Origin of the sequence: Polynucleobacter difficilis, assembly GCF_003065365.1 — a bacterium.
Taxonomy (GTDB): domain Bacteria; phylum Pseudomonadota; class Gammaproteobacteria; order Burkholderiales; family Burkholderiaceae; genus Polynucleobacter; species Polynucleobacter difficilis.
In genome coordinates, this window is record NZ_CP023276.1 from 747,843 (window position 1) to 763,326 (window position 15,484).

At 51.6% G+C, this 15,484-nt stretch carries 10 protein-coding genes; 5 read left to right on the plus strand and 5 right to left on the minus strand.

What is annotated here, in order from left to right; translation table 11 throughout:
- Positions 1 to 23: 23 nt before the first annotated feature.
- The 5 genes from dnaQ to AOC34_RS03860 all read right to left on the minus strand — a co-directional run bounded on the left by dnaQ (position 24) and on the right by AOC34_RS03860 (position 6,584).
- A complete protein-coding gene (dnaQ, locus tag AOC34_RS03840) occupies positions 24 to 737 on the minus strand; it encodes a DNA polymerase III subunit epsilon (protein ID WP_108468853.1) in 714 nt (237 codons plus the stop codon).
- Positions 737 to 3,838 carry an efflux RND transporter permease subunit gene (locus tag AOC34_RS03845; protein ID WP_108468854.1) on the minus strand — a complete coding sequence of 1,034 codons (3,102 nt, stop codon included), beginning with the start codon at positions 3,836 to 3,838 and terminating at the stop codon, positions 737 to 739. The genes dnaQ and AOC34_RS03845 overlap by 1 nt, the downstream gene beginning before the upstream one ends.
- Entirely contained in the window at positions 3,835 to 5,148 is a 1,314-nt protein-coding gene (locus AOC34_RS03850) for an efflux RND transporter periplasmic adaptor subunit (RefSeq protein ID WP_108468855.1), read from the minus strand. The genes AOC34_RS03845 and AOC34_RS03850 overlap by 4 nt, the downstream gene beginning before the upstream one ends.
- Positions 5,149 to 5,284: 136 nt before the next feature.
- On the minus strand, positions 5,285 to 5,734 hold the full coding sequence (gene rnhA / locus AOC34_RS03855) for a ribonuclease HI (RefSeq protein ID WP_108470032.1): 450 nt from the start codon (positions 5,732 to 5,734) through the stop codon (positions 5,285 to 5,287).
- Between the two features lie 7 nt (positions 5,735 to 5,741).
- The gene (locus AOC34_RS03860) at positions 5,742 to 6,584 is read right to left on the minus strand and encodes a class I SAM-dependent methyltransferase (RefSeq protein ID WP_108468856.1); all 843 of its coding nucleotides are present in this window, start codon (positions 6,582 to 6,584) and stop codon (positions 5,742 to 5,744) included.
- Positions 6,585 to 6,590: 6 nt separating this feature from the next.
- Here AOC34_RS03860 and gloB point away from each other — a divergent pair, with 6 nt between their 5' ends.
- The 5 genes from gloB to carB all read left to right on the plus strand — a co-directional run bounded on the left by gloB (position 6,591) and on the right by carB (position 15,477).
- The gene (gloB, locus tag AOC34_RS03865; RefSeq protein ID WP_108468857.1) at positions 6,591 to 7,391 is read left to right on the plus strand and encodes a hydroxyacylglutathione hydrolase; all 801 of its coding nucleotides are present in this window, start codon (positions 6,591 to 6,593) and stop codon (positions 7,389 to 7,391) included.
- Positions 7,391 to 8,824: a transglycosylase SLT domain-containing protein gene (locus tag AOC34_RS03870; protein WP_108468858.1), complete on the plus strand. Its 1,434-nt coding sequence runs from the start codon at positions 7,391 to 7,393 to the stop codon at positions 8,822 to 8,824. Before gloB ends, AOC34_RS03870 begins: the two co-directional genes overlap by 1 nt.
- Before the next feature lie 60 nt (positions 8,825 to 8,884).
- Entirely contained in the window at positions 8,885 to 10,771 is a 1,887-nt protein-coding gene (locus tag AOC34_RS03875) for a propionate--CoA ligase (RefSeq protein WP_108468859.1), read from the plus strand.
- Between the two features lie 249 nt (positions 10,772 to 11,020).
- Positions 11,021 to 12,214 carry a glutamine-hydrolyzing carbamoyl-phosphate synthase small subunit gene (gene carA, locus AOC34_RS03880; RefSeq protein WP_108470033.1) on the plus strand — a complete coding sequence of 398 codons (1,194 nt, stop codon included), beginning with the start codon at positions 11,021 to 11,023 and terminating at the stop codon, positions 12,212 to 12,214.
- Positions 12,214 to 15,477 (plus strand): carbamoyl-phosphate synthase large subunit, encoded by a 3,264-nt coding sequence (gene carB / locus AOC34_RS03885; RefSeq protein ID WP_108468860.1) that lies wholly within the window; start codon positions 12,214 to 12,216, stop codon positions 15,475 to 15,477. Before carA ends, carB begins: the two co-directional genes overlap by 1 nt.
- Positions 15,478 to 15,484 lie beyond the last annotated feature (7 nt).

Here is a 15,484-nt window from a genome sequence, read left to right on the forward strand (position 1 = left end):
ACACCATGTTTAGTGCGCTGTGATTATTGCGCTGTATTGAGGGTGCGCTCCCACACCGGATCTTTTTTACTCGCTTTTGCAATCTCGGCCAGGATTTGTTCATGCAGTTTGCAATCATCTTCGCTGGCAGCCATAACCATCAGATTGCTAGGCAGTGGCTTGGTTTGCCCTGATGCATCGAGGTTGGCTGAATAGTCAATTAAATCAATGGTGAGGTCTTCCTGACCTCGCGTCATTGCAACATAGACCTCTGCTAAGAGCTGCGCATCCAATAAAGCGCCGTGCAAAGTGCGGTGAGTATTGCTAATGGAAAATCGCTCACATAGAGCATCCAATGAATTGCGTTTTCCGGGGAACATCTGGCGTGCATTGACGAGTGTATCGATCACATTGCTGGCATGGGCGCGAAACGGGGTTCGTTTTAGAAGGGCAAATTCATTATCTAAAAATCCCAAATCAAACGGTGCGTTGTGAATAATTAATTCCGCATCGGCAACAAACTCAATCAAATCCTCTGCGATCTGCGCAAAGACCGGCTTATCCGACAAAAAGGCGCGCGAGAGGCCGTGAACCGCATAGGCGCCGGCATCGATGTCGCGCTCTGGATTAATGTAATGGTGAAACGTCCGCTCAGTCAGCCTGCGATTAACCAGCTCAACGCAGCCAATCTCAATTACGCGATCACCCGTCGCTGGATTCAGACCAGTTGTTTCGGTATCGAGTATGACTTGGCGCATTAGGCTGTTCCTTCTAGATCGGCGGGGCTAATCTTCAGTGGACCACTACCGGCATATTTATCGAGGTAGAGGTAGATAACTGGGGTAATAAAGAGCGTCACAAATTGCGACACAATCAAGCCGCCCGCAACGGAGATGCCGAGGGGTTGGCGAAGTTCAGCGCCCGCACCTAAACCCAAAGCGATAGGCAGGGCACCCATGAGTGCCGCAAAGGTGGTCATCATGATTGGCCTAAACCGCAAAATACAAGCGGTCCGAATGGCTTCTTCTGGGCTCATGCCTTGATTACGCTGCGCATCGAGGGCAAAGTCAATCATCAAGATGGCATTCTTCTTCACAATACCAATCAGCAGCAAAATGCCGATGATGGCGATGATGGAAAGCTCTAAGTTAAACATCCATAAGAAGAGGAGTGCGCCAATGGCTGCAGACGGCAGTCCAGCCAAAATGGTCAGCGGGTGGATATAGCTCTCATACAAAACGCCGAGCAAGACGTAGATCACGCCCAGCGCCGCCAAAATCAAGATAATCTGCCCCGATTGGTTTTCTTTAAATACCTTCGCGTCACCGCCATAACTCGTAATGATGGAACTTGGCAGCTGCAGCTCTTTCACAAAGCCATCGATTGCTTTGGTTGCATCGCCCAAAGGAACATCGGGCGCTAAGTTAAAGGAGATGGTGACTGCCGGAATCTGGCCTTGGTGATTAACTGAGGTCGGGCCGACCTCGCGTTTAAAGGTCGCCAATCCCGAGAGTGGGATAAGGCGATCGGTAGCGCGACCTCGAACAAAGACCTTGCTTAAATCGGTTTCAAATTGGCGCTGATCATCCGCCGCTTGCAAAATAACCGAGTAAGTATTGACGTTGGTGTAGATCGATGACACTTGGCGTTCGCCAAAGGAGTTGTACAGTGCTTGGCGAATATCCGCTACCGTAACACCCGCAGTGGCTGCTTTTTCTCGATCAATATCAATCTTGACATTGAGGCCACGTAATTGCGAATCGGTATTAACGTCCCGAAAGATCGGATCAGCACGCATCTTCTCTAAGATCTTAGTGGACCATTCATTAATGCCATCAAAGCCAACACTCTGCAGGGTAAATTGATAGCGGCTTTTGCTCGAGCGCCCACCCAGCTGCAGGTTTTGAATCGGGCGCATAAAAACAGAGATACCAGGCAGATCTCTAAAGTCTTTGCGCAGGGACTCTAGGACCATTTTCATATTTTCGCGCTCACTTTTGGGTTTGAGCACAATAAAAATCCGGCCAGTATTCGAACCTGCGCTAAGTCCGCCGCCCAGGATGGAAACCGAATTGGCCACATTGGGATTATTCATGACGATTTGCGCAGCCTTGTCTTGCATTTCCAGCATCGATGGAAAAGCCATATCTTCGGAAGCTTCCAACGTTGCAATGATCTGCCCGATATCTTCCTCTGGAAAAAATCCTTTTGGACTGTAAATAAACATCACGATCGTCAGAATGATCGTAGCAATCGAGCCTACTAAGACGGGCTTGCGGTAAATCAAAGCCTTGTCAAGGTAGTGAACATAGCGCTCGGTAGTCCAAGAAAAGAGCTGATCAAAGCGGCGATTGATCGCAAATTCTTTAGCGACATGGGCAGGCTTTGGCAAAAAACGGCTACACAGCATGGGAACCAGCGTAAGGGAGACTACTGCCGATACCAAGACCGCCAAGGACACTACCACTGCAAACTCTCTAAACAGCAATCCGGTCGGGCCTTGCATAAAAAAGAGGGGTATAAAAACCGCTACCAAGGACAATGAGATCGACACAATCGTAAAACCCACTTCCTTACTGCCTTTCAAGGCCGCTTTTAATGGCGACATTCCTTGTTCGGTATAGCGCACAATATTTTCAAGCACCACAATCGAATCATCGACCACGAGACCAACTGCCAGCGTGATACCTAGCAAGGAGATGTTATCCAGGCTGTAGCCCATGAAATAGAGCAGCGAGAAGGCGCCAATCAGGGATATCGGCAAACTCAGCGAAGGAATGATCGTGGCTGAGGCATGCTTTAAAAACAGGAAGATAACCAGCACCACCAAGGCAATGGTAAGCAGCAGAGTGATATTGACATCGTGAATCGCTTCACGAATGGAGATGGAGCGATCGTTGACCGGAATTAACTTGATGGAGGCGGGTAACTGTTTTTCAAACTCGGGCAGCAAGGCCCGAATGGAATCGACTACCTTCACCGTATTGGCATTAGGTTGCCGTAATACGGCAATCGCAATGGAGCGCTCACCATTGGTGGTGGAGAGCCAGCGGACGTTTTCATAGCTCTCGACCACATCAGCCACGTTGCCGAGGTAAATGGGTAGACCATTGCGCTGCGCAATGATTAAGTCGCTAAAGTCCTTGGCGGTGACCAGTTGCTCATTGGCATAAATTGTCATGGCTTGACGGGGGCCATCCAAAATCCCAACGGGGGTATTGCTGTTTGCCTTGTTTAGGGCTAGTGCAATGTCTTCCATTGTCAAGTTGTTAATGGCGAGGGCGTCTGGTCTTGCTTTAACGCGAATCGCATAGCGCTTTGCGCCATAAATCTGAATCTGTGCCACGCCATCAATCGTCGATAGAGTGGGTGAAATTAAATTCTCCGCGTAATTATTTAAATCGGAAAGATCGAGCGAGGGTGAGGTCATGCCGATAATCAAGACCGGCGCGTCGGCGGGATTGACCTTCCGATACGATGGCTGAATGGTCATCTCAATCGGCAGACGTCGCTGCGCTCGCAGCAATGCGGCCTGCACATCGACTGCAGCCTTATCAATATCCCGATCGTTATTAAATTCCAGAGATATGCTGGTGCTGCCGAGGGAATTTACCGAGCTAATGAGCTTGATGCCATCGATGGTAGAAAATTCTTTTTCAAGTGGTAGTGCAACCGCTGATGCCATGGTTTCTGGCGAAGCACCAGGCAAACTCGCGCTGACTGAAATGACCGGCGTATTAAAACTGGGTAGGGCAGCAACCGGAATTTTGGTGTAGGCGACGATCCCAGCAATTACTGTCGCCAGCGACAGTAAGGTGGTCATAATGGGCCGCCGAATACACAGCTCAGACAGTGTCATTTTTTCTCGGGAGCCGCTGGGGCGGTGGGCGCTGGCTTAGCCAGTGCTTTTGGTGTGTTCGCCGGCTTTGCTTCGCGTACTTTACTGCCAGGTCGGAGATTTTGTTTGCCTTCAACCACCACGCGCGAGCCGGCATCAATGCCATCAATCACCGCATTGCCTTGGTACTCGTACAGCACTTTGACAGGCTTCATTACCACCTTATCGTCATCCTTTTCAACCAGGTAGACGAAGCGACCCTTGGGATTGATGACGACTGCCTGCGAAGGAATGAGCATGACATTGCTTAAGGTGCTGGCTTCTAATTTAATCCGGGCAAATTGCCCAGGAATCAATGCACCATTTTTATTCTCTAAGCGGGCTTTCAGCCGTACCGCGCCAATCACGGGATCAACTTGATTATCAATCACATAGACCAAGCCAGGATACTGTGCGGTCTCGATATTGCCGATGCTCACGCTGACTGGAAGGGGCGCGTCGTTCTTGCGTGACTTTAGCAACAATGGAATATCGCGCTCAGGAACGGTGAACTGGACATTAATGGGATCGAGCTGGGTAATGGTGACCATCGCGCCACTAGTTGAGGTCGCAGTCGAGCTGGTTGAGGACACGACGATGTTACTGGCCTGCACTAAAGAGCCGGGAAAGACATTAATGATGCCGGCGCGTCCGTCAATCGGGGAGCGTAGGTAGTTATACGACAGCTGTACTTCGGCAGCGCGAGCTGCAGCTCGGGTTGATGCGGCATTAGCCTCTGCCGTATCCAGCCCCGCCTTGGATATGAAATTTTTAGCTACCAATTCTTTAGCGCGCGCCAGTTGACGCTGCGCATCATTGGCAAGTGCCTGGGCACGATCAAAATTGGCTTTGTCGGTTCGGTCGTCAAGGGTGAAAAGCAAATCCCCCTTTTTTACGATTTGACCTTCGGTGATGTTGACCTTGGTAACGATGCTGGTAATTTGGGGGCGCACGTCAACAATACTGGCAGCGACAATCGTACCCGTTGCCTCGATTACGAATGGAACATCTTTGCGTTCCACGATCACGCTACTGACGGTTTGTGGACCCCCTTTTTTACTGGCAGGAGGGTTAAAGTGATCATAGGCTTTATCGGCCGCAAATAGGATAACCGCAAGCGCAAGGAGCCACCATTTGCGGCGCAAGATGAAGGCCCAGATGCTGGCAAAGTCGATTTTTGACCACAGCTGCGCGATTTTCGAGAGTAGGCCGGCGCTGACCTTTTGAATAGCCTGCACTAGCGACGTAGCAACTTTGCTTAACCAGGGTGTTTTTGGAGCGTTTTCAGCCAATTGATCTCAGTTTTTCGTAGGTATCTAGTAATAAGGCTATAGGTGCTTTTGGATGCCCCATTCTCTCATAAGCTTTTAGGCTTGGTGCAAAGCAGGCGAGCCTAAAAAACAGGTTACAACTACCGACTAAAGCGCTCTAAGCACTTCGCTTTGCGAGCAATTCTTCTACCCCGCGGTTGGCTAAGGCATCGGCTAGCTCATTACCAGGGTGGCCATTGTGGCCACGCACCCAATGCCAGGATATTTGATGGCTTGGGAGGAGTGCATCGAGCTCTTGCCAGAGGTCGGCGTTTTTAACGGGTTCCCGGCTGGAGGTGCGCCATTGGCGCTTTTTCCAGCCTTCCAGCCATTCCGTAACCCCTTTTTGAACGTATTGGGAGTCGGTGTACAGCGCAACCGTGGAGGGTTGCTTCAAGGCGCGTAGCGCATGAATCACCGCGCTCATCTCCATGCGGTTGTTGGTGGTTAAATCAGCGCCCCCATGCATATGCCGTTCATGCTCACCCGAGCGCAACACGGCACCCCAGCCTCCGGGGCCCGGGTTGCCTTTGCAGGCGCCATCGGTGTAAATCGTGATGTGGGGCAGGGTAGGGTCAGGCTGGCTCATGGCGGTCATGTTGGTTATGGGGAGCGATGGGCTGTATTTTGCTCTCCACTGCGGGGTTGAGTTGGCGTAGTGATTGGGGTCGCTTCTGAGCTACGCGACCCACGAGGCGCATGCCGGGGTGACGCTTAACTGCAGAGACCATAAACACGGCGCCAAAAATAGGCCACCACCGATTGCCCATGGGCTCAAGGTAGTTCATGCGCGCAATGGCTGATTCGCCCTGCAGGGGGAGTTTGTAGCAAGCAAAGTGACCTCGATCCAAGGAGAAATTGAGTAACTTTAACCAGTCACGGATGCGCATTAGATTAATGAACTGACCTTCTCTGGGCAAAAAGGGCCTGCCAATTAAGCGGCCAAAGTATTGGCGTGCACCCCAGAGGCTGGCAGGATTAAATCCAGACAAAATGAGCCGGCCCTCGGGCACCAGAACCCGGTCCGCCTCGCGCAGAATGTGATGGGGGTCATTTGCAAATTCCAATACATGCGGCAATACCAATAGATCGACGCTCTCTGCCGCAAAGGGCAGTTCATCGGGCAAGCCTTCGATGACGTGCCAAGTCGGTGTAACTGGTTCAGTTGACTGCGCGCCTAAGGATTGATCGGCATGCGTTAACAAGGCACGCATCGGCATCCGGTTTTCGCGTAAAGCATGGAGCTGCGGCAGACCAACCTGAACTGCATTAAAGCCAAAGACGTCCACGACTGTTTTATCAAACCACAACTGCTCTGCATGCAAAACATATTGACCTGGGGGGGAAGCAAGCCACGCATCCCAGGAGCCATCCGCTGACAAAATAGGGCTTTCGGGTGAGGCTTGGGTTGGTATCATGTGCCTATGGTAACGAAAACTGCATTACAGGTCTGGCCCATTCCGGCTTTTGACGACAACTACATCTGGTGTATTCACGATGGTGAATCTGCCTTGGTAGTCGATCCGGGCGATGCTGGCCCGGTATTGGATTACTTAGAGAGCCAAGCACTAACCCTCACCGGCATTCTGATTACCCACCACCACGCCGATCACACGGGCGGCATCATGGACTTATTGGCTTATGTTGCCAATGAATCGCTTCCAGTGTATGGTCCGGCTGCAGAGTCAATTCCGGGGCGAACCCAAGCCTTAATGGAGGGCGACCGGGTGGAGTGCGCTGCACCAGCGATTGCATTTACTGTCTTGGAGGTGCCCGGCCATACCTTGGGCCACATTGCCTACTTTGCTGCTGGTAATGCACCCAAACTATTTTGCGGCGATACCTTGTTTGCATCGGGCTGCGGCCGATTGTTTGAGGGAACGCCCACCCAGATGTCCCAGTCTTTGGCTAAATTTGCAGCCTTGCCGCCCGAAACAGCCGTGTATTGCACCCATGAATACACACTGTCGAACATCCGCTTTGCTTTGGCCGTAGAGCCAAATAATTCTGATCTCATCGCTTGGGCGAATACCGCACAGGGCTTGCGCCATGGGAATCAGCCAACCGTGCCAACTTCCATTGGTCATGAGTTGCGGGTAAATCCCTTTATGCGCTCCAATCAACCCGACGTGATTGCTGCCGCATTGCAGGCATCCGGCGCCGCTGCATTACCGAGTCCAGCCCATGTGTTGGCGGCGATTCGAGCCTGGAAGGATCACTTCTGATGCTGCTGCGCCAATCCAATGGTGGGCGCTGGTATTTTCATTGGCGATCCCTTCTGATCATCGCCCTGGTTGCGACCTTATCGGGTTGCGCTGGCATGGTCAACGATTGGTCCTCTGATGCAAATGGTAGCGCTAGTAATCCACGCGCAGCGAAAGCACCTCGAGTTGACCTGGGTAAGCAATCTCTAAGTAGCCTCACTGCCCCATCTAGCAATTTATGGCTGCGTATTCAAGATGGTTTTGCGATGCCTGAACTCAACAGTCCTCTGGTGATTACGCAGACACGCTGGTTGGCTGCGAGACCTGATTACGTGGAGCGTTCGATGGCGCGGTCATCGCGTTATTTGTTCTACATAGTTGAGGAAGTGAACTTACGTGGCATGCCTACTGAAATTGCGCTGTTGCCGTTTGTGGAGAGCGCCTTTAATCCGGTTGCTAAATCCACTGCAAAAGCGATGGGCATATGGCAGTTTATGCCGGCAACTGGAAAAGATTTCAAGTTAACGCAGAATGTATTTCGCGATGAGCGTCGCGATGTATTGCAGTCAACCAATGCCGCGCTGGATTACTTGCAGCGCTTGCATCGGCAGTTCGGCGATTGGCAATTGGCTTTGGCAGCATACAACTGGGGTGAGGGCAATGTGGCCAAAGCAATCAAGCGCAATCAAGCCGCTAGACTGCCAACCGATTACCTTAGCTTGAAAATGCCCAAAGAGACCCGTGATTACGTTCCTAAACTGATGGCGTACAAAGCCATCGTTTTGGATCCGAAGGCTTACGGCATCGTGCTGCCGGAACTGGAAAATCACCCGTATTTTGTGGCAATCGATGTGACTCGTGACATCGATGTGGAGGTGGTAACCAAATTGTCTGACCTTACCCCTGAAGAATTTCGTAATCTCAATCCGTCGTTTAATAAGCCCGTTATCTTAAGCGCAGCTAATCAGCAAATATTGTTGCCATTTGGTCATGCAGAGTTGTTTCAAGAGAATCTCAAAAACTATACGGGGCCACTGTCTTCTTGGACTGCAGTGAGCGTACCGGTGACCGAGTCGGCAGATCAGTTAGCAAAACGACTGGGGGTGACTGTAGCTGTCCTGCGGGAAGTCAATGCCATTCCAGCCGGCATGCGGGTCAAAGCTGGATCAACGGTCTTAATTCCCAAGCCAAGTACGAAGCTGACTGATGTATCCGAGCACTTGGCTGAAAATGCCAGCCTCAATTTAGTCAGGTCGGCACCAGCTAAAAAGGCGGCGGCACCCAATGCCGCGAGCAAGAAAACCAATTCCGCAGCCCCAAAAAACGCACAAGGCGCGCCAAAATCCACCGTTAAAACAGCCTCTAAGCCGGCTACTCAGCAAAAATCCGCATCGACAGACCGCGCTAAATCTGCGAAAACAACTACTGCAAAAGCCGGAGCTGCCCCGCAATAGGGTAAATTCAGTTTTACCGCACCAGTAGCGAACCCATTTAGCACTCTTTTTAGGTAAATCATGTCCTACAAAACCGTTCACGCCCAATCCATTCAAGACCCCCATGCCTTTTGGGGAGAGGAAGCAAAACACATTCACTGGGAGAAACCGTTTGATACGGTACTGGACTATTCCAAGCCACCGTTTGCGCACTGGTTCAAGGGCGGCTTAACCAATCTTTGCTACAACGCAGTCGATCGGCATTTAGCGGAGCGCGGCGATCAAATTGCCTTAGTGGCGGTGTCCACCGAGACTGATATTGAAAAGGCTTACACCTTTAAAGAGCTGCATGCGGAAGTCAATCGCATGGCCGCCATTTTGAAAGCCAATGGCGTTGGTAAAGGGGATCGTGTATTGATTTACATGCCAATGATTGCGGAAGCCAGTTTTGCAATGCTGGCCTGCGCGCGCATTGGTGCAATTCATTCGGTGGTGTTTGGTGGCTTTGCATCGCACAGTTTGGCATCGCGCATTGAAGATGCCACGCCCAAAATGATTATTACAGCGGAGGCGGGCATGCGTGGCGGTAAGGCAGTACCTTACAAGCCGCTGCTCGATGAGGCCATTGCACTCTCGTCATACAAGCCTGCAAAAGTATTGATCGTCAACCGTGGCTTAACCGAGTTTGTAATGGTGGATGGGCGCGACCTTGATTACACCGCTGAGCGCTTGGCTCACCTCAATGCGGAGGTGCCTGTGGAGTGGGTGGATGCAACCCATACTTCCTATATTTTGTATACCAGCGGCACGACCGGTAAGCCCAAGGGTGTGCAGCGCGATACTGGCGGCTATGCTGTAGCGCTAGCATCGGCAATGCGTTTGATCTTTTGCGGCAAGCCCGGCGAAACGATGTTCACCACCTCCGATATCGGCTGGGTGGTTGGTCATAGCTTCATTATTTATGGGCCACTGATTAATGGCACGGCCACCATCATGTACGAAGGAACTCCTTTACGTCCGGATGGCGGAATTTGGTGGAGTCTCGTTGAGAAATACAAGGTATCGGTGATGTTCTCTGCGCCTACTGCAATTCGGGTGCTGAAGAAACAAGATCCTGCGTTCTTAACCAAATACGATTTATCGAGCCTACGCACTTTGTTTTTGGCCGGCGAGCCTCTGGATGAGCCAACTGCCACTTGGATACATGAGGCGATTGGCAAGCCGGTAGTGGATAACTACTGGCAAACCGAAACCGGCTGGCCCATTTTGGCAATTCAGCGCGGCGTCGAGGTCATGCCGCATAAATTCGGCTCTCCTGGTTTGCCGGTATTTGGCTACAACATGAAGTTATTGGATGAGGCTACAGGCGAGGAGCTGGGTCCTGATCAAAAGGGTGTGGTAGCGATTGAAGGTCCGCTGCCTCCGGGCTGTATGCAAACCGTGTGGGGCGATGATGCGCGGTATGTCAAAACCTACTGGAGCACCATACCCGGCAAGATGATGTATTCCACCTTCGATTGGGGTATCAAAGACAAGGACGGCTATTACTTCATTCTGGGCCGTACCGATGACGTCATCAACGTGGCCGGTCACCGTTTAGGTACCCGCGAAATCGAGGAGAGCATCTCTAGCCATGCCAATATTTCCGAGGTAGCAGTGGTTGGCATTGAAGATAAATTGAAGGGGCAAGTCGCGATTGGCTTTGCGATACCAAAAGATGCGTCCAACGTAGCCAATCTCGAAGCGGAGCTCATGAAGACAGTCGATTCGCAATTGGGCGCTGTGGCAAGGCCTGCGCGTGTTTACATTGTGACGGCCTTACCCAAGACCCGTTCTGGGAAGATTGTGCGACGCGCTTTGCAAGCGGTAGCAGAAGGGCGTGACCCAGGTGACATTAGTACGATGGAAGACCAAACGGTACTGGCCCACATTAAAACGGTGATTCAGGAAAGCGCCAAAAAAGCCTAGAAAAAACCGACCCTAAAAAGCAGAAAGCATAGGGAAATCACAGCAGGGACTGGGCGGCTGCACCGCCCAGTAAGGCTGCGGCTGGTTTGGCGGGAAGCGGACCTGCGAACTGGTATTATTGTTGGGTTCGTAACTCAATAAATTACCCTAGCGCTTAAAAACACTCACCTCCCGCAACCACTTCCGGGTAGGCTATTTGGGGGTGTTGAGCGTTGGATGGCAGCAGGGATTGGAGATGGTTTGTCACCCTTGCTTCCTTCTTTTCCCCCAGCCGTTTTGGCATTAGCCGATGGCACTCTCTTTTCAGGTTATAGCATTGGCGCTCCCGGCGAAACTGCCGGCGAAGTTGTTTTCAATACCGCCTTAACGGGTTATCAGGAAATCATTACTGACCCCAGCTATTGCCGTCAGATCGTCACCTTGACTTATCCGCACATCGGTAATGTCGGCGTCAACGATCAAGATGCCGAATCATCCCAAATTCATGCGGCCGGTTTAGTCATTAAAGACCTCTCGCGCCGAGTGTCAAACTTCCGTTCCGAGCAAAGCCTCGAGTCCTATTTGCAAAAGGCGGGTATTCCTGGCATCGCCGGAATTGATACGCGTAAGCTGACCCGTTTGCTGCGGGACAAGGGTGCGCAGTCGGGCGCGATTGTGGCTGGCAAGATGGGCGACGATCCTGCAACGCTCGGTGCTAGAGCCCTTGAGTTAGCCAAGGCATTTCCAGGCATGAGTGGCTTAGACCTAGCGCAGGTTGTTAGCACTAAAACCGCATACCCTTGGCGAGAAGCCGAGTGGGACTTACACGGCCCCAATGGCAAACCCGCTTACCGCAGCCTCGATACCAAAAAACCCATCAAGAAAGTAGTGGCGTACGACTTTGGCGTCAAGCGCAATATTTTGCGCATGCTCACCGAACGCGGTTGCGAGTTAACCGTGGTACCAGCCAAAACGACAGCTGCAGAGGTTCTGGCCATGAAACCCGATGGTGTGTTTTTCTCCAACGGCCCTGGCGATCCTGGTCCTTGTGATTACGCTATCAGCGCCGCAAAAGAAATCATCGAGAAGGGCGTTCCCACCTTCGGTATTTGTTTAGGCCATCAGATTATGGGTTTGGCTGCGGGTGCAAAGACCCTAAAAATGAAATTCGGTCATCACGGCGCGAACCACCCAGTAAAAGATTTGGATAGCGGACGGGTAGCGATTACTTCGCAAAACCATGGATTTGCGGTCGATGCGAAGATATTGCCTAGCAATGTGCGGGTGACACACGTTTCTCTGTTTGACGGTTCGCTGCAGGGCCTCGCGTGGACAGACAAACCTGCTTTTTGTTTTCAGGGGCACCCCGAGGCATCACCAGGGCCCCACGACATCGCTTACTTATTCGATCACTTTATGGACTTAATGCATGCCGCTCCAACCAGTAAACAAGGAGGCAACTAATGCCTAAGCGGAGCGACATTAAAAGCATCCTGATTATTGGTGCAGGCCCGATCGTAATTGGTCAGGCGTGTGAATTTGATTACTCGGGCGCGCAAGCCTGTAAGGCGCTGCGTGACGAGGGCTACAAAGTCATTTTGGTCAACAGCAACCCAGCGACCATCATGACCGATCCCGAGATGGCCGATGTCACCTACATTGAGCCGATCACATGGGAAGTCGTTGAGCGCATTATTGCTACGGAAAAGCCCGATGCCATATTGCCGACGATGGGCGGCCAGACTGCACTCAATTGCGCCTTGGATTTGCACCGCAATGGCATTCTAGAAAAGTACGGTTGCGAATTAATCGGCGCATCACCCGAGGCAATTGATAAAGCAGAAGATCGTCAAAAGTTTAAAGATGCGATGACCAAGATTGGTCTCGGCTCTGCCAAATCCGGTATTGCGCATTCGATGGATGAAGCCGTCGCCGTGCAACAACGCATTCAGGCTGAAACCGGTAGCGCTGGTTTCCCAGTGGTCATTCGCCCCTCATTCACGATGGGCGGCTCGGGTGGCGGCATTGCGTACAACCGCGAAGAGTTTGAAGAAATCTGTAAGCGTGGTCTAGAGCTTTCGCCCACCGGTGAGCTCTTGATTGAAGAATCGCTATTGGGCTGGAAAGAGTTTGAGATGGAAGTGGTGCGTGACCGCGCCGATAATTGCATTATCGTGTGTTCGATTGAGAATCTAGATCCGATGGGCATTCATACGGGTGACTCGATTACGGTGGCGCCTGCTCAAACCTTGACGGATAAAGAGTATCAGTTGATGCGCAACGCATCGATTGCGGTGCTGCGTGAAATTGGTGTGGATACCGGCGGATCGAACGTGCAGTTCTCAATCAATCCAGTCGATGGCCGCATGATCGTGATTGAGATGAACCCGCGTGTTTCCAGGTCATCTGCCTTAGCCTCCAAAGCAACTGGCTTTCCGATTGCGAAAGTCGCAGCAAAGTTGGCAGTGGGCTACACCTTAGATGAGTTGCACAACGATATTACGGGCGGTGCTACACCGGCCTCGTTTGAACCATCGATTGATTACGTTGTCACGAAGATTCCCCGTTTTGCATTTGAGAAGTTTCCGCAAGCAGATTCACGCTTAACGACGCAAATGAAATCGGTGGGTGAGGTGATGGCCATCGGCCGTACTTTCCAAGAGTCTTTTCAGAAAGCCTTGCGCGGCCTTGAGGTCGGCGTCGACGGTCTAGATGAGCGCTCAAGCGATTTAGAAGACATCATTCAGGAAATTGGTGAGCCAGGCCCTGATCGCATTTGGTATTTGGCCGATGCTTTCCGCATGGGTATGGGATTAGATGAGATTTATGAAGAAACCAAAGTAGACCCTTGGTTCTTAGAGCAGATTGAAGAGCTCATCTCGATTGAAAACACACTCAAGCAACATACGATTGATGGTTTGTCTGCAGATGAATGGCGCTTTTTAAAGCAAAAAGGATTTTCGGATCGCCGTTTAGCGAAGCTGCTGAAGGTTGATGCTGCCTCAGTGCGCGCTGCACGCCATCGCCTGAAGGTGTTCCCGGTGTATAAGCGGGTTGATACCTGCGCTGCTGAGTTCGCCACGAATACAGCTTATATGTATTCCACCTACGAAGCAGAACACGGCGAATGTGAATCGCAACCAACGAATCGCGACAAGATCATGGTTCTGGGCGGCGGACCGAATCGTATTGGTCAAGGGATTGAATTCGATTACTGCTGCGTGCACGCTGCTCTTGCCATGCGCGAAGACGGTTACGAAACCATCATGGTCAACTGCAATCCCGAGACCGTGTCGACCGACTACGACACATCGGATCGCTTGTACTTTGAGCCTTTGACCTTGGAAGATGTTCTCGAGATCGTTGCCAAAGAGAAACCCAAGGGTGTGATCGTGCAGTACGGAGGCCAAACACCACTCAAACTGGCTTTAGATTTAGAGGCCAATGGCGTTCCCATCATCGGCACATCCCCCGACATGATTGATGCGGCTGAAGACCGCGAGCGTTTCCAAAAACTATTGCATGCCTTGGATTTGCGTCAGCCACCCAACCGGACTGCACGCACCGAAGACGAAGCCTTGCGTCTGGCCGATGAGATTGGCTACCCCTTAGTGGTTCGCCCATCCTATGTATTGGGCGGTCGTGCCATGGAGATCGTGCACGATGGTCGTGATTTAGAGCGCTATATGCGTGAAGCGGTGAAGGTGTCGCATGACTCACCAGTGCTATTGGATCGCTTCTTAAATGATGCAATTGAATGCGATGTGGATTGCATTAGCGATGGCGAGACTGTTTTTATTGGCGGCGTGATGGAGCACATCGAGCAGGCTGGAGTGCACTCCGGTGACTCGGCATGTTCATTGCCACCGTATTCCTTATCGGAAGCCACCGTTGATGAGATCAAGCGTCAAACTGCAGCCATGGCCAGAGGACTTAATGTCGTTGGCCTGATGAACGTGCAGTTTGCGATTCAGAATGTTGATGGCGATGATGTCATTTATGTGTTGGAGGTTAATCCCCGTGCCTCGCGGACTGTACCGTTTGTATCGAAGGCGACCGGTTTGCAATTGGCAAAGATTGCAGCACGCTGCATGGTGGGTCAGACTTTATCCAAACAAGGCATTACGCGTGAAGTCATTCCGCCGTATTTCTCGGTCAAGGAAGCGGTCTTTCCATTTAATAAATTCCCTGGCATTGATCCCATTTTGGGACCTGAAATGCGCTCCACTGGCGAGGTGATGGGGGTTGGTAAAACCTTCGGTGAGGCTTTGTTTAAGTCGCAACTGGGCGCTAGCATCAAGCTTCCTAAAACCGGTACGGTGGTCTTGACCGTGAAAGACAGCGATAAAGGCAAGGCCGTTGCGGTAGCTCAGCTCCTGCATGAACTTGGCTTTCCGATGGTCGCAACCAAAGGCACTGCTGCAGCAATTGCTGCAGCCGGTTTGCCGGTGCGTGTAGTTAATAAGGTGAAAGACGGCAGGCCGCACATCGTTGACCTGATTAAAAACCGGGAAATTTCACTGGTCTTTACGACCGTGGATGAGACTCGCACGGCGATTGCGGATTCACGTTCGATTCGAACCAGCGCTCAGGCCAATGGCGTGACCTACTACACCACCATCAGCGCAGCACGGGCGGTGATGGATGGCCTGATGGCGTCAAAAAGTGGCGCTAAAGATTCACTCGAAGTCTATTCACTGCAAAATTTACACCGCAGCCTCGAATAGTCTCTGT